The following is a 19,389-nucleotide window of genomic DNA, read 5'->3' as shown; positions in this document are numbered from 1 at the left end:
CTGGGCGGGGCGGCGGGAGGTCGGGGGTGCCGTCGCCCCGCCCGGGCGCCGGCTCAGCCGAGGGCGGTGACCGTCAGGCCGGAGGCGGTGAACGCCTGCTGGTAGCCCTTGAGCCCGATCCGGCCGGTGCCGAAGGCGAAGTCGTCCTTGGCGAGCTTGCGCACCCCGTCCACGTAGCCGGTCAGGGTGTTGTCCTCCACCGTCAGCTTCAGCCGGTACGCCGTCCCGGGCGTGACGGCCGCCGGGGCGGTGGCCAGCACGGTGGAGGCGCCGTCCGCCTTGCGCACCAGCGCGACCTGCTGCTTGGCGGGCAGCAGTTGCAGGTAGTAGTAGTTCTGGTCGTCCTTGGCGCGGGCCATCAGCCCGGCGCCCTGGCCGGCGCCGTCGAGCGTGACGGTCGCCTCCACCGCGACGTTGGTCCAGTCCGGCGCGAACGGGAGGGTGTTGGGCGGCTGCGGGTCGGCGACGGGCTGCCCGAGCAGGGCGATCGCGTCGCCCTGCGCCGAGGGGTGGCGCAGGCCGTGGCCGGTCCCGGCCGGGACGGTGGTCCAGGTCGAGCCGGGCTTCTTCCACCAGCGGGCCGCCCCGTCGGCGAAGTCCTCCGCGACGGTGGTGAACGCGTCCGGCAGCGGCGTCGGGTCGTCCACCGGCGGGACCTGCCCGTCGGGCGCGTAGTAGGCGACCCGGTCCACCCGATACGTCCCGAAGTCGGTGCCGACCGGGACGTCCGCGCCGATGTAGGCGGGCGTGGTCAGCACCGCCGAGATCCAGATCGACATCGGCGAGTTGTAGGCCGCCGCCGGGTAGCTCGCGGTGCCCGGCATCGGGTCCCGGACCGGGTTCGGCACGGTGCCGATCGGCGTGCCGTCCAGCACGTACGTCAGCGCGGTGGGCGTGTAGTAGAGGCCGTAGCGGTGCCGCTCGTTCCACAGCGGCGTGCCGTCGGCCTTCTTCCAGGGGAAGCGCGGCTTGAACTCGGAGTTCTTGACGTCGTTGCCGGAGGTGTTGTTGTTCCAGGTGATGACGCCGCCGTCGAGCTTGGTGGTGGCGGGGGCGGTGCCGTGCGGGGCCACCGACTGGACCTCGAACACGTCGAGTTCGGTGAACGGCCGGTCGTACACCGGGCGGCCCTCGGCGCCGTCCCACATCTGGGTCCAGAACGCCGGGTGCCAGCCGGGGGTCAGCTGCGGGAGGGTCGCGGTGATCTCGTAGTACCCGTAGCCGAAGCGCTGCTTGGAGGAGACGCCGCCGCCGCGGAAGCCGTCCTTCCCGGCCGAGGCGCTCACCCGCTTCATGTCGATGTTCAGCTCGCCGCCGCTCACCGAGACGTTGGAGTCGTTCGACCAGGAGGTCTGGCGGACGTTCCACTTCGCGGGGTCGAGCGCGGTGCCGTCGAAGTTGTCGGCGAAGACCTGCCGCAGGCAGGGCAGCGGGTAGCTCACGCCGGTGGGGTCGACGGGGTTGGCGCAGGGCGTGCCGGTCGCACCGGCCGTCGCGGCGGCCGGGCCGACCGCGGTGAGCAGGCCGAGGGCGGTGGCGAGGCCGACCGTTCCGGCAAGGGTGCGGCGACGCAGGCGCGTGACAGGGCCAGCAGTCATGGGGGACCGCCTTTCGAACTGGTGGGTGGTGGCTCATATAGTGGCTAGCCCATCCGCTTTTAGCAAGAGCCATGCACTATCTGATGAGTCAATCCACATCCGGTGGCGCGCGGCGGAGCACCGGCCCGAAGGGACGAGTCAACGCCGGGCCGCCCCGGACGGACACCCCGCAGCTGCGGCGGCGGAAAAGATCGGGGGGTCGGGTAAGGGGCCCGCGCGGCCACCCGGCCACCCGGCCACCCGGACGCTCAGCCGTCCGCTCAGCCGCGCAGCGCCGCCGCGAGCTGGGTGCGGGCGGAGATGCCGAGCTTGCGGTAGATCCGCGACAGGTGGACCTCGACCGTCTTCGGCGTGACGAACAGCTGGTGCGCGATCGCCCGGTTGGTCGCCCCCGCCGCCGCCAGCTCGGCCACCCGCAGCTCGCTGGGGGTCAGCGCCCCCGGCCCGGACAGCGCCGCCCGGCGCGGACGCGCGCCCGCCGCCCGCAGCGCGCCGCGCACCCGCTCGGTCAGCGGCCGGGCCCCGCACTGGTCGGCCGCGTCCAGCGCCGCGCGCAGCACCGTCCGGGACTCCGCCGCCCGCCCTGCCGCGTGCAGCGCGACCCCGAGGTCGGCCCGCGCCGCCGCCAGGTCCAGCCGCGCCGCCGACCCCTCCAGCACGGCGACCGACTCCCGCAGCAGCTCCACCGCGCCCACCCGGTCCGGCGCCAGGTCGGCCAGCAGCCGCAGCGCCCGCCCGACCGGCGCGGGGGCGCCCCACCGCCGGGCCAGCTCCAGTTCCCGGACGGCCAGCTCCCGGGCCCGCCCGGTGCGGCCGTCCGCGTGCAGGGCCAGCGCCGCCGGGACCCGCCACTGCACCATGGCCGGGTTGAGCACCCCGATCGCCTCCGCGGCGCTCCCCGCCTCCAGGGCCTCGCGCGCCACCAGCGCCGGGGCGTCGCCGCGGGCCTGCCGCAGCCGGGCCCGGGGGGCGCCGAGCAGGTGGGCTGGCCCGGCGGCGGCCAGCACCCGCCCGGCCTCGTCGAGGTCGCCGCGCAGGATCAGCGTCTCGCCGAGCGCGGCCCGCACCACCGGGCCGAGCACCGTGGTCCGCAGCCCCGTCCGCTCGTAGATCCCGGCCGCGGCCAGCCCCTCCCGGGCGTCCGCCTCGGCCTCCGCCAACTGCCCGGCCAGCAGCCAGCCCCGGGCCCGGACGGTGCTCGCCGAGGCCAGCATGCGCAGCGAACCGCTCCGCCGGGCGTCGGCCGTCAGCGCGTCCAGCCGGGCCGCCGCGCCCGGGTCCTCCGCCAGCAGCAGCACCGCGAGGGCCAGCGCCAGCGCCGTGACGGTGTGCTCGGACGGCTCCAGCAGCCCGCCCGACAGCCCGCGCCGGGCCCGGTCCGCCGCGTCCGGGCGGCCCGTCATGGCGTCCTGGTAGGCGATCGCGCAGTCCAGCATCCGGGCCCCCGGCCCGTCGTGCTCGGCCAGCTCGCGCAGCCGGGGCATCCGCCGCGCCAGCTCCCCCCGGCCGGAGCGGGAGGCGAACGCGGTGAACAGCATCGTGGCGGCCAGCCGGCGCCGCAGGTCCTCCGCCGGGACGCCGCCCTCCTCCCGCTCCAGCGCCGCCACCGCGTGCTCCAGGTCGGCCATCGCCTGCTCGGTCGGCTGCACGTAGGTCGCCGCCTCGCCCAGCAGCGCCGCGATCCGGGCCCGCTCCACCGGGCCGGACGCCAGCCGCAGCGCGGTGCGCAGGTGGCCGGCCGCGGCGGCGATGTCCTGGGTGATGGTCGCCTCCGCCAGCTCCAGCAGCAGCGGCACCCGCTCCGGCTCGGGCGGCGGCTCCTCCAGCGCCCGGCGCAGGAACACCGCCGCCTCGGCGGGCGCGCCCACCGCGACCGACCGGGCGGCGACCCGGCGCAGCAGCGCCACCGCGTGCGGGTCGGCGGCGGGCACCGCGTGCAGCAGGTGCGCGGCGATCCGGGCCGGGTCGCCGTCGCCGGTCCTGGCCTCCACCAGCCGGGCGGCCCGGCGGTGCAGCAGGGCGCGGTCGGCCGCCGGGATCGAGGCGTACACGGCGGCCCGGATCAGCGGGTGGACGTAGCGCAGGCGGCGCGGGCCGCGCCCGGCCGCGGAGCCCTCCCCGTCGTGCACGGTGCCGGGGTGGCCGATCTCGTCCAGGCAGCGCAGCGCGGTGCCCGGGCCGATGCCCGCCAGCGCCGCCGCGTCGGCCAGCGGCGCGTCGTCGCCGAGCACGGCGAGCGCGGCGGCGAAGCGCCGCGCCCGCGGACCGAGCCGGTCCCGGCGGCGCTCCACCAGCCGGGCCACCGCGTGCGGCCCGAGGTCCACCACGTACCCGGCGTGCGCGGCGTCGGTCGGCAGGTCCTGCTCGCGCACGGCCCGGGCCAGCTCGCGCAGCAGCAGCGGATTGCCCGCGGTGGCGTCGTGGCAGGCCCGGCCGAAGTCCGGCTCGACGCCGCCCCGCTCCAGCGCCCGGGTCAGGAACTCCGCGGCGGCGCCCCGGCCGAGCGGGCGCGGGCGCAGCACCGTGAACGCCGGGTCGGTGGCGACCTGGTTGAGCAGCGGCCGGGCCTCGACCGCCTCGTCGCTGCGCACGGCGGCGACCAGCGCGATCCGCAGCTCGGCCAGCCGGGGCAGCAGGAACGCCAGCCAGCGCAGCGACGGCGGGTCGCACCAGTGCAGGTCGTCGACGACGAGCAGCAGCGGCTCCTCCTCGGCCGCGTTCACCGCCAGCCACAGCAGGCCGTTCAGCGCGGCGAAGTCGCCGATCGCCGGCCTGGCCGCCGCCTCCGGTTCCTCCGGGAGCGGGGCGAGGACCGCGGTGGCGGCCAGTGCCGGGCCGGCCAGCAGGGCCGCCCGCCGCTCGGGCGGCGCCGCGGCCAGCAGCGGTTCGAGCAGCTGCCGCACGACGCCGAAGGCGAAACTGGTCTCCAGCTCGGTGGCCCGCGCGGTGAGCACACGCACCCCGGCCACCCGGCCCCGGTCGCGGGCGTACCGCAGCAGGGCGCTCTTCCCGATCCCGGCCACCCCCTCCAGCAGCACGGCCGTCCCGGCACCGCGCCCGGCCGCGGCGACCGTCGCGTCGAGGACGGCCGATTCGTGGCCGCGTTCGAGGAGTGCCGCGTCCGGTGCGGGGGCCGGGGGCGGCCCGGGTTCGGCGCTCACCTGCCCATCTTCGCCGCTCGCACCGGATCGGTCCAGGTCAGGGGCGGTCCGGTCGGTCGGAGCGGGCGCGGTCGGCCGTCCGGCCCGGCGTCCGGCCCGGCGCAGGGACGGCCGTTCAGCCCGCCGCGACGCAGGCCCAGCGGACGACCGTCCCGCCGTGGTGCGGGCGCGCGCCGTGGGCGAGGGCGAGGGCGGCGACGAGGAGCAGTCCGCGGCCGTGTTCGTCGGGCGGCGGCAGGTCGGGGGCGGCGGCGCGGGCGGGGCCGCCGTCGGTGACCTCGACCCAGAGCCGCCGGTCGGCGCGGTCGTGGCGGAGCCGGAGGGCGACCGGCGGGAGGGCGTGGCGGACCGCGTTGGCCACCAGTTCGGACACCACCAGGACCGCGGCGTCGGCGGCGGCGGGCTCCACCCCCCAGGAGTCCAGCGACGCCCGGGCCGACCGGCGGAGCGGCCCGAGCGCGTCGGGGCGGTGCTCGACCGCCCAGTGCTCCCCCTGCCGTCCCGGCGCGGGGACGGCGGCGGGGGCGGGGGCGGCGGGAACGGGGGCGGGGCGGGGGGCGGTCGGGATCTCGGTCGTGGCCACGGCGATCACTTCCAGCGGGTGCGGTGGGCGGGCTCTCCCTCCGTTGTCCCACCCGGGCCCGCCCCCGGCGTCAGGGGGTGCACCCCAAGGAAACGGCACGGTTCACCGCCCGGATCGGAGACGTTCGCCTCCCCGGGCCGGGAACGGGGCGCGGACGCTGGCAGGATGGCCCGGTGCACGACGACACCACCCCCACCCGGGCCGAGCGGGTCCGCCTCTACCTCGACACCCTGCGGGCCCGGATGACCCCCGACGAGTTCCGGGTGCTGGGCCGCCTCCTCGCCCCCGCGGTGGCCTCCCTCGCCGCCCCCGCCGAGGACCACGTCCTCGACCTCGCCCCCGAGGACCGGGCGCACCTGACCCGCGAGGTGGAGGAGGAGCTCCTCGCCGTGCTGTCGATCGTCGCCACCGGCACCATGGAGCACCGGTTCGTCGACCTCGGCGACGGCGCGACCACGGTGCTGGACACCGGCGCGGCCGACGACCCGGAGTCCGTGGAGCGGATGCGCGCGTGGGCCGCCCGGCAGCGCGAGGCCCGGGTCGGCGCCGAGCGGGCCCCGCACGCCTGACGCCCGGCCGCCGGAGCCGGTCGGCGCACCGGGTCAGGCGTCGGGGGCGCGGTGGACCCGGCGGCCGCCGACGAAGGTCTCCAGGACGCGGGCCAGCGCGATCTCCTCGGCGGGGCGGGCGAAGACGTCGCGGTCGAGGACGGCGAGGTCGGCGAGCTTGCCGGGGGTGATGGTGCCGGTGTCGTCGAGGTGGTTCACGTGGGCGCTGCCCGCGGTGTAGGCGGCGAGCGCGGTGTGCAGGGGGATGCGCTGCTCGGGGAGGAAGACCGGGCGGTCGGAGCCGGGCTGGTGGCGGTTGACGGCGGTGTGCAGGGCGGCGATCGGGTCGGGGCTGGAGACCGGCCAGTCGCTGCCGGCGGCGAGGGTGGCGCCGCTGCGGACCAGGTCGGCGAACGGGTACTGGCGGGCGGCCCGGTCCCGGCCCAGGAAGGGGATGGTGAGCTCGTCCATCTGGGGTTCGTGGGCCGCCCACAGGGCCTGGACGTTCGCGGTGGCGCCGAGCGCGCGGAAGCGCGGGACGTCCGCCGGGTCGACCACCTGGAGGTGGGCCAGGTGGTGCCGGTTGTCGCGCCGGCCGTTGGCCCGGAGGGCGGCCTCGACGGCGTCCAGCGCCTCGCGCACGGCCCGGTCGCCGAGGGCGTGGAAGTGGACCTGGAACCCCTCGGCGTCCAGTGCGGTGACGACCTCGGCGAGTTCGCGGGGGTCGACGAAGGAGAGGCCGGAGTTGCCGGAGGCGCAGCCGCAGGCGTCCAGGTAGGGGCCGAGCAGGGCGGCGGTGCCGTTCTCGGCGATGCCGTCCTGCATGATCTTCACGGTGTGGGCGTTCAGCCCGCCGAGGGTGAACTCCTCGCGGCGGCGCAGGAGTTCGGGCAGTTGCCCGAGGCCCCCGGACGGCTCCCACCACAGCGCGCCGCGGACCCGGGCGGTCAGCAGCCCCTCCCGCACGGCGCGGCGGTAGACCGGCGCGGCGTCGGGGGTGGAGGCGTGCGCGCCGAGCAGGGCGTCCTGCCAGGCGGTGACGCCGTACCCGTGCAGGACGGCCTGGGCGTGCAGCAGGCCGGCCAGCTGCTCGTCGGCGGTCGCCGCGGGGACGTGGTCGGCGACCAGGCGCATGGCGCCCTCCTGGAGCGTGCCGCCGGGCGTGCCGTCGGCCTCGCGTTCGATCCGGCCGTCGGCGGGGTCGGGGGTGCGGCGGTCGAGGCCGGCGAGTTCGAGGGCCCGGGTGTTGGCCCAGGCGCCGTGGTGGTCGCGGTTGACCAGGTAGACCGGGCGGTCCGGCACCAGGGTGTCGAGCAGGTGGCGGTCGGGGGTGCCGCCGGGGAAGGACTCCATCGACCAGCCGCCGCCGGTGATCCAGGGGCGGTCGGGGTGGGCGTCGGCGTAGGCGCGGATCCGGGCGGCGCACTCCGCCGGGTCGGTGGCGCCGGACAGGTCGCACTGGCCCGCCTCCACGCCCGCGCCGACGGGGTGGACGTGGGCGTCCTGGAAGCCCGGGACCAGCAGCCGGCCGCGCAGGTCGACGACCTCGGTGGCCGGTCCGACCAGGTCGCGCACCTCGTCGTGGCCGACCGCGAGGACGCGGTCGCCGCGCACCGCCACCGAGGTGGCGTACGGGCGGACCGGGTCGACGGTGTGGACCGGCCCTCCGGTGAACACGAGGTCGGCGGTGGCGGCGTGCATGCGGGCTCCAGGACGGGGTGCGGGCGGGCGGAGAGCGGGCGGGCGGCGGGCGACCGGGCGGCGGGGGAGCCGGTCAGGCGGTGGCGTCCATGGGGAGGGCGATGGCGTCGGCGTCGGTGCCCCGGCCGGTGGTGAAGTACGGGGAGCGGCGGCGCCACTTGGCGACGGCCCCGACGACCAGGCCGGAGCCGACGATCAGCGCCGGGATCAGCAGCATGAACCAGCCGTTGTCGGGGGTGGCCTCGAAGTGGTCGCTCATGGTGGCGTACTGGTAGGCGAGGTACCCGCCGAGGCCGAACAGCACCAGGGCGCTGAGGCCGGGCACGATGACGCCGCGCAGGGCGGGCGACAGGCCCGCGCGCAGGTCGGCGCGGAAGCGGACGGCGCAGGCCAGGGCGGTCAGGCCGTAGTAGAGCGCGACGATCAGGCCGATGGAGTTCACGGCGGTGAGGATCATTAGGTTGATCTTCGGGATGCCGACCGCGAGGACGGCCACGGCGGCGGACATCGCCATGATGAGCAGGGTGCCGACGGCCGGGGAGCCGTAGCGGGGGTGCACCCTGGTCCACAGCCGGCCGAGGGTCCGGTCCCGGCCCATCGCGAGCGCGCCGCGCGCGGTCGGGATGACGCTGGACTGGAGCGAGGCGAACGCCGAGCACATCAGCGCGGCCAGCGGGAGCGAGGCCCACGGCTCGGGGGCGAGCTTCGCGCCGAGGTAGGTGAGGGCCTGCGGGCCCTGGGCGACGAGTTCGTCGTTGCCCAGGATGCGCTGGAAGGAGATCGCGGCGAACACCAGCAGCCCGAGCATCGCCAGCAGGGCGATCAGGCCGCCCCGGGAGGCGTCGGAGGCGTTCCTGGTCTCCTCGTTGACGGTGAAGGCGGCGTCCCAGCCCCAGAAGACGAACACCGCCAGCACCAGGCCCTGGGCCAGGGACTGGAAGGAGCCGATGGCGAACGGGTTGAGCCAGTTCCAGGAGAACGACTCGTGCCCGGCGAGCAGCGCCCAGGTGCAGAACACCAGCAGCACGGTGTACTCGAAGGCCAGCAGCGCCCACTGCAGGCGGGTCGCGGAGCGCACGCCGGTCACGGCGGTGACGGTGACGGCGACCAAGGCGACCAGGCCGACCACGGTGCTGACCCCGGTGGAGCCGGGGTCGAGGTCGACGCCGAGCAGGCGGTGCAGTCCGGCCTTGTTGACGAACTGGAGCACCACCGAGCCGGTGATCGCGCTGGTGTAGGCCATGAAGACCACGTTGGCGACCAGCACCACCCAGCCGGTCAGGAAGCCCGGCCAGGCGCCGATCGAACGGCCGACCCAGGTGTAGCCGTTGCCGCAGTTCGGCTCGGTGCGGTTGAGCCGGGCGTAGGAGAGCGCGATGCCGAGGATCGGCAGGAACGCGACCAGCAGCAGCGCCGGGGTCTGCCGGCCCGCGTACACCGCGAGCGCGCCCATGCCGATGCCGATGCTGGTGGTGGCGGCCGTGCTGGACGCCGCGATCGCCACGCCGTCGCGCACGCCCAGGGTGCGCCGCAGCTCCGGTCCGGGGGGTCTGGCGGGGGTGCCAGCGGCCATGTCGGTCTCCTCGACTCGTGGGGGACCCTCCGCCCGGGCCTGAGCGGCGCGGGGCGGGCGGAGGGGGGTGCACCGATGAAACAACCCTGCCATAGTTACGTCAATAAGTTGTCGTAAGAGCGGCCGCCCGCGGCGCCGCCGACCCCGCCCCAGGAGCCCCGACGTGCCGGAACCGACGCGCATCCCCGCCGAACGCCGCCGCAGGCGCCCCACCCGCAACGGCACCGTGCTCACCGAGGAGCTGATCGTCACCGCCGCGCTCGACCTGATCGAGGCGCCCGGCGGGAACGCCCTGACCGTGCGCCGGCTCGGCACCGCCCTCGGCTGCGACCCGTCCACCGTCTACCGCTACTTCGCCGACACCGACGCCCTGCTGCTCGCGGTCGCCGACCGGCTGATCGGCGACTCGCTCGACGGCTTCGCCCGCACCGCCGACTGGCGGGCCGACCTGCGCGAGTTCGGGGTGCGGGTGCACAGCTCGGTGCTGCGCCACCCGCGGCTGGCCGCCGTCCGCGCCTCCCGGGTCACCGCCGGTCCGGCCGAGTGCCGCGCGGTCGACACCGGCATCGGCCTGCTGCTGGCGGCCGGCTTCTCCCCCGCCGACGCGGTGCGGCACTACCGCGCCTTCATCGACACCGTCCTCGCCCACGCCGCGCTCGACGCCGACGTCCGCACCCTCACCGCGCAGCAGCGCGACCAGCAGGACCGCTCCTGGCGCTCCGTCCACGGCAACCTCCCCGCCGCGCAGTACCCGCACCTGCACGCCGTCCGGGACCACCTGCCCGAGATGGCCGGCTCCGCCTTCCCGGACGTGCTGGACCTGCTGCTCGCCCGGCTCGACGCGCTCAGCCCGCAGAGCCCGCCCGGCGGGCGGGGCGCGGGGGCCTGACCGGGCGGCGGGCGGTGGTGTCCGCGGGGCCTGACCGGGCGGCGGGCGCGGGTGGGCCGGTCGGAGGACGTCCGGGCCCGGTGGCGGGGACGGGCGGCGACGGCGGGAACGGATACCGGGCCGCCCGTGCCCGCGGGCGGCGCGGACCGCCGGCCCCGCGCCGGCGGCGGACGAAGGTGAGGTGACGGCCCCGGTGGAGTCGCTCGTGACGGGCCGCGGGGCGGCGCCCGCGGCAGTTCCCGGAGGAGTCCCGGTGCCGGACGGCGGCCGGTGATGCGCGCCGGGACGCGTTTCACCCGGTCGGACACCGCGCGGGCCGAGGCGTTCAGCGACGGGGTGTTCGCCATCGCCGTGACCATCCTGGTGCTGGACCTGTCCGACCCGCCGCACCGCAGCGGGGGGCTGGCGCACGCGCTGGCCCAGCAGTGGCCGGCCTACGTCGGCTACGCGGCCTCGTTCAGCTACGTGGCGGTGATCTGGCTCAACCACCACCAGGCGTTCGTCCGGGTCCGCTCGCTCGACCGCGGCCTGCAGGCCGCGAACCTGCTGGTGCTGTTCACCACCGCGGCCCTGCCGTTCCCCACCGGGGTGCTCTCCCGCGCGCTGCAGGAGGACTTCGACGGCGCGGACGCGCGGACGGCGGTGGCCCTGTACGCGGGCGTCGCCGCGGCGATGTGCCTGAGCTGGGTGGTGCTCTACCACTGCCTGCGCCGCCGCCCGGAGCTGCTCGCCACCGGGGTGGAGCCGTCCTACCTGCGGCACGGCAGCCTGCGGTCGTGGATCGGCGTGGGCCTCTACGCGGCGGCCGGCGTGCTGGGCGCGGCGCTGGCCCCGCTGGTCGCGCTGGGGGTGTTCCTGCTGGTGCCCGCGTTCTACCTGCTCACCAGCGAGGGCTTCGGGCCCGCCCGCACCGGGGCCGGGGCCGGGGGCGGGACCGGGACCGGGGCCGGGGGCGGGGAGCGCAGCTGAGCGGGTGAGCGGGTGAGCGGGTGAGCGGGTGAGCGGCCGTCAGGACCGGCCGCGGGCGGCGCCGTTAACCGGGCCGTTGCCCGGGGAGGCTTCCGAAACGCCTCCTTCACCCGGGGCGCGTCCGGCGGAAACGGCCGCTGCCTAGCGTCTCCCGCCATGGACACAGCGCTGTATACAGCCTCGGACACACCGAACCTCCCGCACCGCGAGCGGGTCCACGCGGAGCTGAGCGAGGAGCTGCTGTCCGGTCGGATCGGGCTGCGCGAACGGCTGACCGAGGAGCGGCTGGCGGCCCGGTTCGGGGTCTCCCGGACGCCGGTGCGGGAGGCGCTGGCCCGGCTGCGGTCGGACGGGATGATCGAGCGCGGCGACGGCGGCTACTTCCCGGTGGTACCGAACCTCCCGCAGCTGCGGGACCTGTACGAGCTCCGCGTCACGCTCGAACTGCGCGGCGTGGCAAGGGCGTTGGAGGACCCCTCACTGCGGCACGACCCGGCGGTGGTCGAGGCGGAGCTGCGGCGCTGGTACGCGATCCGGGAGGCGCCCCCCGCGCCGGACCCCCGGTTCGTCGTGCTGGACGAGGAGTTCCACACCGCGCTGTCCCGGGCCGCGGGCAACCCGGCGCTCACCGAGGCGCTGGTCGCGGTCAACCGGCGGATCCGCCGGGTCCGGATGTACGACTTCCTCACCCGGGACCGGGTGGACTCCACCGTCACCGAGCACATCGAGATCATGGAGCACGTCCGGGACGGCCGCCTGGACGAGGCGTACCGCGCCCTGCACAGCCACGTCGGGGCCTCCATGGACGTCGTCCTGGAGCGCGCCCGGCGCGCCCTGACGCAGATGGCCCTGCACGCGGACCGGGTCTGACCCCGGGCCCGCCCGCGGACGGCCGCCCCGCCCGCGTACCGCCCGTCGCCGCCGCGTGCCCCCCGCGCACGCCGTCCCGCGCACCCGCATGCCAGCGCACCCGTATGCCCGCGCACCCGCGCGCCCTTCCGCTCTTCCGCACGGCAAGGAGGCACCGCATGAACGTCGAGCCCCGCCTGGTGAAAGCCGCCGAGCCCGGCCCCCCGCAGTCGGCGGCACCGGGCACCGGGCAGGCGGTGAAGGAGACCCTGGAGGACTACACCCTCCGCTTCGCGCCGCGCAGTTACCGCCGCTGGACCCCGATGGTGGTGGCCACCACCGCCCTCGGCGGCATCGCCTACCTGGCCGACTTCTCGATCGGCGCCGGGATCGGCCTGGCCCACGGCACCGGCAACGCGCTGGTGGCGATCGCGGTGGCCGCCGTGGTCATCTTCGTCACCGGCTACCCGCTGGCGTACTACGGCGCCCGCTACAACATCGACCTGGACCTGATCACCCGCGGCTCCGGCTTCGGCTACTACGGCTCGGTGCTGACCAGCGTCATCTTCGCCAGCTTCACCTTCATCTTCTTCGCCCTCGAAGGCTCGATCATGGCCCAGGGCCTCAAGCTGGGCCTCGGCCTGCCGCTCTGGCTGGGCTACCTGGTCTCCACCCTGATGGTGATCCCGCTGGTGGTCTACGGCATGAAGGCGCTCAGCCGGCTCCAGGTGTGGACCACCCCGGTCTGGCTGGTGCTGATGGTCTCCCCGCTGGTGTACCTGATCTGCACCGACCCGGGCAGCGTGCACCGCTTCCTGTCCTACCCGGGCACCGACGGCGCGGGCGGGGTCGACACCGCCCCGGTGCTGCTGGGCGCCGGGGTCTGCCTGTCGCTGATCGCGCAGATCGGCGAGCAGATCGACTACCTGCGCTTCATGCCGCCCCGCACGGCGGCCAACCGGCGCGGGTGGTGGACGGCGGTGGTGCTGGCCGGGCCGGGCTGGGTGGTGATCGGCGCGCTGAAGCAGGCGATCGGAGTCTTCCTCGCCGTGCACATCCTCTCGGCGGTCGGACCCGGCCTCGCGCCCGAGCCGATCCGGCAGTTCAAGGGCGCCTTCGACGCGATGCTGCCGTCCTGGCTGGTCGTCCCGCTGGCGGTGGTGCTGGTGGTGGTCAGCCAGATCAAGATCAACGTGACGAACGCCTACTCCGGCTCGCTCGCCTGGACGAACTCCTTCACCCGGGTCACCCGGCGCTACCCCGGGCGGATGGTCTTCGTCCTGGTCAACCTGGGCATCGCGCTCGTCCTGATGGAGGCCGACATGTTCAGCTTCCTCAACGGCGTCCTGGGCTTCTACTCGAACTGCGCGATCGCCTGGGTGGTCACCGTCGCGACCGACATCGGCGTCAACAAGCACCTGCTGCGGATCTCCCCGCTGCGGCCGGAGTTCCGCCGCGGCATGCTGTACGCCGTCAACCCGGTCGGCGTGGTCGCCTTCACCGCCGCCTCGGGCCTGTCCATCGCGCTGTACTTCCACGCCCTGGGCGACACCCTCCAGCCGTACTCCCCGGTGGCCGCCGCCCTGATCGCCTTCGTCCTCACCCCGCTGATGGCCGTCCTCACCCGGGGCCGGTACTACCTGCGCCGCACCGACGACGGCCTGGCCGAGCCGCTGCTGGACGAGGAGGGCAACCCGAGCGCGGCCACCCTGGTCTGCCACGTCTGCCACCAGCCGTACGAGCGCCCCGACCTGGCCGCCTGCGCCACCCACGACGCCGTCGTCTGCTCGCTGTGCCTGAGCACCGACCGGGTCGGCGACCACGTGCTGCCCGCCGCACCCGTCACGTCCGCCGCGCCTGCCGCGCCCGCCGGCGCGTAACCCGCTCCGCCACCGGTACGGGGCGGACCGGCCGCCCCGGCCGGCCCGCCCGACCCCGCCCGGCCCCGTCCGGCCCGCCCCTGAGGAGCCGCCGTCGTGTTCGACACCCTGCTCGTCGCCAACCGCGGCGAGATCGCCTGCCGCGTCATCGGCTCCGCGTCCGCGCTCGGCCTGCGGACCGTCGCCGTGTACTCCGACGCCGACCGCACCGCCCCGCACGTCCGGATGGCCGACGAGGCCGTCCGGCTGGGCCCGGCGCCCGCCGCCGAGAGCTACCTGCGGGCCGACCTGGTGCTGGCCGCGGCCCGCGCGACGGGCGCCGGGGCGGTCCACCCCGGGTACGGCTTCCTGTCCGAGAACGCGGCGTTCGCCGCCGCCGCGGAGGCCGCCGGCCTGGTCTTCGTCGGCCCCACCCCCCGCCAGCTGGAGGTCTTCGGCGCCAAGCACACCGCCCGCGCGGCGGCCGAGGCCGCCGGGGTCCCGCTGCTGGCCGGCACCGGGCTGCTGGCCGGGCCGGAGGAGGCGCTGCGCGCGGCCGGGGAGATCGGCTACCCGGTGATGCTCAAGGCCACCGGCGGCGGGGGCGGCATCGGCATGCGGGCCTGCGCCGGGCCGGACGAACTGCGGGCCGCCCACGACCAGGTCACCCGGCTGGCCCGGGGCAACTTCGGCGACGGCGGGGTCTTCCTGGAGCGGTACGTCGCCCGGGCCCGGCACGTCGAGGTGCAGGTCTTCGGCGACGGCACCGGACGGGTCGTCAGCCTGGGCGACCGGGACTGCTCGTTGCAGCGCCGCCACCAGAAGGTCCTGGAGGAGGCCCCGGCCCCCGGCCTCCCGGCCGCACTGCGCGAGCGACTGCACCGCAGTGCGCGGGAGTTGTGCGCCTCGGTCGGCTACCGCTCGGCCGGCACCGTGGAGTTCGTCTACGACGCCGAACGCGAGGAGGCCGCCTTCCTGGAGGTCAACACCCGCCTCCAGGTGGAGCACCCGGTCACCGAGCAGATCACCGGCGTCGACCTGGTCGGCTGGATGCTGCGGCTGGCCCGCGGCGAGCGGGACCTGCTGGCCGACGTCGGCCCCGACGGCCCGCCCGTCCGCGGGCACGCCGTCGAGGCCCGGCTCTACGCCGAGGACCCGGGCCAGGACCACCGGCCCAGCTCCGGCCTGCTCACCCGGGTCGAACTCCCCGGCGGTGCTCCCGACGGTGTCCCCGACGGTGCTCCCGGTGGTGCTCCCGGTGGTGTCCCCAGCGGCGCTCCCGGCGCCGGGGTGCGGGTGGACGGCTGGGTGGAGACCGGCCAGGAGGTCTCCCCCGCCTACGACCCGATGCTCGCCAAGGTGATCGCCACCGGCCGCGACCGCGCCGAGGCGTTCGCCCGGCTGGCCGAGGCCCTGGAGGCCACCCGGATCGACGGCGTCGAGACCAACCTCGGCCTGCTGCGCGCCGCCTGCCGCACCCCCGAGGTGCTGGCGGCCCGGCACACCACCGCCACCCTGGCCGGCGTCACCGACCCGCGCCCGCGGATCGACGTGGTCCGCGGCGGCACCCTCACCACCGCGCAGGACTGGCCCGGCCGCACCGGCCACTGGGACGTCGGCATCCCGCCCGGCGGCCCGATGGACGACCTCTCCTTCCGGCTCGGCAACACCGCCGTCGGCAACCCGCCGGGCGCCCCCGGCCTGGAGTGCACCCTGGAGGGACCGGCCCTGCGCTTCTCCCGGCCCGCCGTCGTCTGCGTCACCGGCGCCCCGGCCCCGGTCACGGTCGACGGCGCCCCCGCCGCCCAGTGGGAGCCGCTCGACCTGCCCGCCGGCGCCCTGCTGGAGGTCGGCACCCCCGCCGGGCCCGGCATGCGGACGTACGTGCTGGTGCGCGGCGGCCTCGACCTGCCCGCCTACCTCGGCAGCACCGCCACCTTCACCCTGGGCGGCTTCGGCGGCCACGCCGGACGCGCCCTGCGCACCGGCGACGTGCTGCGCCCGGCCGACCCCGCGCCCGGCGCGCCCGCGCCCGCCGCCGTCCCCGCCGCCCGGCGCCCGCACTTCACCACCCGCTGGCGGCTCGCGGTCTCCGAAGGCCCGCACCCCGCACCGGACTTCCTCACCCGGGACGGCCTGCGGGCGGTGTACGGCGCCGACTGGAAGGTCTCCGCCCAGTCCGCCCGCACCGGCGTGCGGCTGATCGGCCCCCGCCCCGAGTGGGCCCGGCCCGATGGCGGCGAGGCCGGACTGCACCCCTCCAACGTCCACGACACCGCGTACTCCGTCGGCGCCGTCAACCTCACCGGCGACACCCCCGCCATCCTCGGCCCCGACGGCCCCAGCCTCGGCGGCTTCGCCTGCCCGTTCACCGTGGTGGCCGGCGAGCGCTGGAAGGCCGGACAGCTCCGACCCGGCGACACCGTCCGGTTCGTCCCCGTCACCGAGGCCCGCGCCGCCGAGCTGCGCCGCTCCCCCGCCCCGCGCACCCTGCCCGCCGGCGGCCCCGACCCCGACGACGGCGTCCTCGCCCGCCGCCCCGCCACCGACACCGCGCCCGAGGTGGTCTACCGGCGCGGCGCCGACGACAACATCCTGGTCGAGTACGGCCCGATGGCCCTCGACCTGGCCCTGCGGATGCGGGTGCACGCCCTGGCCGGGCACCTCGCCGCGCACCGGCCCCGCGGCCTGGTCGACATCACCCCCGGCGTCCGCTCGCTGCACCTGCACACCGACCCCGACGCGCTCCCGCTGCGCACCCTGCTCGGCCTGCTCCAGGAGGCCGAGGACCGGCTCCCCGCCGCGCACGACCTCACCGTGCCCAGCCGGGAGGTCCACCTGCCGCTGTCCTGGGACGACCCCACGGTGGACGAGGCGATCTCCCGCTACCGCACCTCGGTGCGCGACGACGCCCCGTGGAACCCGTCCAACATCGAGTTCATCCGCCGGATCAACGGCCTCGACTCGGTCGACGACGTCCGCCGGACCGTCTTCGACGCCCGGTACCTGGTGCTCGGCCTCGGCGACGTCTACCTGGGCGCGCCCGCCGCCACCCCGCTCGACCCCCGCCACCGCCTGGTCACCACCAAGTACAACCCGGCCCGCACCTGGACCGCCGAGGCGGGCGTCGGCATCGGCGGCTCCTACCTGTGCGTCTACGGCATGGAGAGCCCCGGCGGCTACCAGCTGATCGGCCGCACCGTCCCGATCTGGGGCGGCCTGCGCCCCGGCCGGTCCTTCGCGGACGGCATCCCCTGGCTGCTGCGCTTCTTCGACCGGATCGTCTGGCACCCCGTCTCCCCGGCCGAACTCCTCGACGTCCGGGCGGACCTGGCCGCCGGCCGCCGCGCGCTCGACATCCGCCCCGGCACCTTCTCGCTGGCCGCGCACGAACGCTTCCTGGCCGAGAACGCCGACGGCATCGCCGCCTTCCGGGCCCGCCAGTCCGCCGCCTTCGCCGCCGAGCGGCGGGCCTGGGAGGCCGCGGGCGAACTCGCCGACCGGCCCGACCCCGTCCCGGCCCCGGCGGCGGCGCCCCGCGCGCTGCCGCCCGGCGCCGGGCTGGTGGAGGCGCCGCTCAGCTCCAGCGTGTGGAAGGTGGCCGCCGCGCCCGGCACCCGGGTCGCGGCGGGGCAGCCGCTGATCGTGCTGGAGGCCATGAAGATGGAGGTCGTCGTCCGCGCCCCGTCGGCCGGCGTCGTCGCCGACGTGCTGGTCGCCCCCGGCCAGCAGATCGACGCCGGCACCCCGTTGACCGTCGTCCTGCGAGAGGAAGCAGCGTGAACCGCACCACCCCCGAGAGCGCCGCCCCCGCCGCCGCCCTCGCCCCCGCCCTCTGGACCGGCACGGCCGAGGAGCGCGTCGCCGCCGCCTACCGGCGCATCGAGGAGGCGGACCGGCCGGAGGTCTGGATCACCCTGCGCCCCCGGGAGGAGGTCGCGGCCGAGGCCCGCGCCCTCGACGCCCGCGCGGCGGCCGGTGAACTCCTGCCGCTGCGGGGCCTGTTGTACGCCGTCAAGGACAACATCGACGTCGCGGGCCTGCCCACCACCGCCGCCTGCCCCGGCTACGCCCGGCACCCGGAGGCGTCCGCCACCGCGGTGCGGCGGCTGGCCGCCGCGGGCGCGATCGTGCTCGGCAAGACCAACATGGACCAGTTCGCCACCGGGCTGGTCGGCACCCGCAGCCCGTACGGCGCGGTGCGCGCGGCCCACCAGCCGGAGAAGGTCTCCGGCGGCTCCAGCTCCGGCTCCGCGGTCGCCGTCGCGCTCGGCATCGCGGACTTCGCGCTCGGCACCGACACCGCGGGCTCGGGCCGGGTGCCCGCCGCGTTCAACGGCATCGTCGGCGTCAAACCGACCCTCGGCCTGGTCCCCACCACCGGGGTCGTCCCCGCCGCCCGCCCCTACGACGCCGTCACCGTCTTCGCCCGCACCCTGGCCGGGGCGCTGCCCGCGCTGGCCGCGCTGACCGGCCCCGACCCGGCCGACCCGCGCAGCCGCGCCTGGCCCGACGCCGTCCGGCTGGCCGCGCCGGAGCGGCCCCGGGTGGCGCTGCCCCGCGAGCAGGACCTCGCGCCGCTGTCCGCGCAGGCCCGGGCCGCCTTCCACGCGGCCGCCGCCCGGCTGCGGGAGAGCGGCGCGGAGACCGCCGCCGTCGACGTCTCGCCCCTGCTGGCGGCGGCCCGGCTGCTCTACGACGGCGCCCTGGTCGCCGAACGGTACGCGGCCGTCGGGGAGTTCCTCGCCCGAGACCCGGAGGGCGCCGACCCCACCGTCGCCGCCATCGTCCTCGCCGCGGCCGACCTGCCCGCCCACGCCCTCGCCGCCGACCAGGAACGCCTCGACCGGCACCGGGCCGACGCCGCCCGCCTGCTGGCCGGCTTCGACGCGCTCCTGCTGCCCACCACCACCGAGCACCCCACCCTCGCCGCCGTCCGGGCCGACCCGGTCGGCGTCAACTCCCGGCTCGGCACCTACACCAACTTCGTCAACCTGCTCGACCTGGCCGCCGTCGCCGTCCCGGCCGGGGAGGCGGACGGCAGCCCGTTCGGCGTCAGCGTCCTCACCCGCGCCTTCGACGACCAGGTCGGCCTCGACCTCGCCGCCCGCCTCACCGGCGAGGAACTCCCGGCCCCCCTCCCGGACACCGGCATCGACCTGGTCGTCCTCGGCGCCCACCGCCGCGGCCAGCCCCTCAACCACCAGCTCACCGACTCCGGCGCCCGCTACGCGGGCCCCGTCCGCACCGCCGCCGCCTACCGCCTGACCGCCCTCCCCACCACGCCCCCCAAGCCCGGCCTGGTCCACGTCGGCCCGGACGGGGGCGGCACGGTCACCGGCGAGCGGTGGACCCTCTCCCCCGCCGCCCTGGGCCGCTTCCTCGCCGACCTCCCCGCCCCGATGTCCCTGGGCCGCGTCCAACTCGACGACGCCACCTGGGTCCTGGGCTTCCAGTGCGACCCGCACACCGCCGCCACCGGCCCCGACATCACCCACCACGGCGACTGGCTCGCCTACCTGGCCACCCGGCCGCACCCCTGACCCGGTCGCACCCCTGACCCCGCCGTCGACCGGGCGCGGCCCGGCGGCCCGGATGGACCGGAACCGGCCGTTGTCCGACGAGTTGGCGGACAGTCGGTGAACACCATTGACATGTC

Annotated in this window: 12 protein-coding genes; 7 read left to right on the top strand and 5 right to left on the bottom strand. The window is 76.8% G+C overall.

The window, feature by feature from the left end:
* Nucleotides 1-53: 53 nt before the first annotated feature.
* The 3 genes from K353_RS22120 to K353_RS22110 form a co-directional block, all read right to left on the bottom strand.
* Entirely contained in the window at nucleotides 54-1,598 is a 1,545-nt protein-coding gene (locus K353_RS22120; protein ID WP_111555285.1) for a family 16 glycosylhydrolase, read from the bottom strand.
* A gap of 260 nt (nucleotides 1,599-1,858) precedes the next feature.
* Nucleotides 1,859-4,759 (bottom strand): LuxR family transcriptional regulator, encoded by a 2,901-nt coding sequence (locus K353_RS22115; RefSeq protein ID WP_111555284.1) that lies wholly within the window; start codon nucleotides 4,757-4,759, stop codon nucleotides 1,859-1,861.
* Nucleotides 4,760-4,874: 115 nt separating this feature from the next.
* Nucleotides 4,875-5,342: an ATP-binding protein gene (locus K353_RS22110; RefSeq protein ID WP_233533739.1), complete on the bottom strand. Its 468-nt coding sequence runs from the start codon at nucleotides 5,340-5,342 to the stop codon at nucleotides 4,875-4,877.
* Nucleotides 5,343-5,515: 173 nt separating this feature from the next.
* Between K353_RS22110 and K353_RS22105 the strand changes: the two genes are divergently transcribed.
* Complete coding sequence (locus tag K353_RS22105; protein ID WP_111555283.1) at nucleotides 5,516-5,911, top strand: hypothetical protein; 396 nt, start codon at nucleotides 5,516-5,518, stop codon at nucleotides 5,909-5,911.
* A gap of 33 nt (nucleotides 5,912-5,944) precedes the next feature.
* Here K353_RS22105 and K353_RS22100 read toward each other — a convergent pair whose 3' ends face one another.
* Together K353_RS22100 and K353_RS22095 are read right to left on the bottom strand one after the other, a co-directional pair.
* Entirely contained in the window at nucleotides 5,945-7,591 is a 1,647-nt protein-coding gene (locus K353_RS22100; RefSeq protein WP_111555282.1) for an amidohydrolase, read from the bottom strand.
* Nucleotides 7,592-7,664: 73 nt separating this feature from the next.
* Nucleotides 7,665-9,164 carry an APC family permease gene (locus tag K353_RS22095; RefSeq protein ID WP_111555281.1) on the bottom strand — a complete coding sequence of 500 codons (1,500 nt, stop codon included), beginning with the start codon at nucleotides 9,162-9,164 and terminating at the stop codon, nucleotides 7,665-7,667.
* Between the two features lie 163 nt (nucleotides 9,165-9,327).
* Between K353_RS22095 and K353_RS22090 the strand changes: the two genes are divergently transcribed.
* From K353_RS22090 to atzF, 6 genes are all read left to right on the top strand, one after another.
* Nucleotides 9,328-10,053, top strand: coding sequence for a TetR/AcrR family transcriptional regulator (locus tag K353_RS22090; RefSeq protein WP_111555280.1), 726 nt, complete (start codon nucleotides 9,328-9,330; stop codon nucleotides 10,051-10,053).
* Nucleotides 10,054-10,326: 273 nt separating this feature from the next.
* Entirely contained in the window at nucleotides 10,327-11,022 is a 696-nt protein-coding gene (locus K353_RS22085) for a TMEM175 family protein (protein WP_199528194.1), read from the top strand.
* 156 nt (nucleotides 11,023-11,178) lie between these two features.
* Entirely contained in the window at nucleotides 11,179-11,892 is a 714-nt protein-coding gene (locus tag K353_RS22080) for a GntR family transcriptional regulator (RefSeq protein WP_111555278.1), read from the top strand.
* Nucleotides 11,893-12,050: 158 nt separating this feature from the next.
* Nucleotides 12,051-13,751 (top strand): cytosine permease, encoded by a 1,701-nt coding sequence (locus K353_RS22075; protein WP_111555277.1) that lies wholly within the window; start codon nucleotides 12,051-12,053, stop codon nucleotides 13,749-13,751.
* A gap of 96 nt (nucleotides 13,752-13,847) precedes the next feature.
* Entirely contained in the window at nucleotides 13,848-17,513 is a 3,666-nt protein-coding gene (gene uca, locus K353_RS22070) for an urea carboxylase (RefSeq protein WP_111555276.1), read from the top strand.
* A complete protein-coding gene (atzF, locus tag K353_RS22065) occupies nucleotides 17,510-19,273 on the top strand; it encodes an allophanate hydrolase (RefSeq protein ID WP_111555275.1) in 1,764 nt (587 codons plus the stop codon). The genes uca and atzF overlap by 4 nt, the downstream gene beginning before the upstream one ends.
* Nucleotides 19,274-19,389: the final 116 nt, after the last annotated feature.

It is taken from the genome of Kitasatospora sp. SolWspMP-SS2h (genome assembly GCF_003259315.1).
GTDB classification, from domain to species: Bacteria; Actinomycetota; Actinomycetes; order Streptomycetales; family Streptomycetaceae; genus Kitasatospora; species Kitasatospora fiedleri.
The sequence above is the reverse complement of the archived record's forward strand: the minus strand, read 5'-3'. Positions and strand labels throughout refer to the sequence as shown.

Bases quoted from the DNA above. Each gene is read 5' to 3' on its own strand.
- K353_RS22120 (WP_111555285.1), bottom strand. From the start codon at position 1,598: ATGACTGCTGGCCCTGTCACGCGCCTGCGTCGCCGCACCCTTGCCGGA.
- K353_RS22100 (WP_111555282.1), bottom strand. From the start codon at position 7,591: ATGCACGCCGCCACCGCCGACCTCGTGTTCACCGGAGGGCCGGTCCAC.
- K353_RS22080 (WP_111555278.1), top strand. From the start codon at position 11,179: ATGGACACAGCGCTGTATACAGCCTCGGACACACCGAACCTCCCGCAC.
- K353_RS22085 (WP_199528194.1), top strand. From the start codon at position 10,327: ATGCGCGCCGGGACGCGTTTCACCCGGTCGGACACCGCGCGGGCCGAG.
- K353_RS22075 (WP_111555277.1), top strand. From the start codon at position 12,051: ATGAACGTCGAGCCCCGCCTGGTGAAAGCCGCCGAGCCCGGCCCCCCG.
- K353_RS22095 (WP_111555281.1), bottom strand. From the start codon at position 9,164: ATGGCCGCTGGCACCCCCGCCAGACCCCCCGGACCGGAGCTGCGGCGC.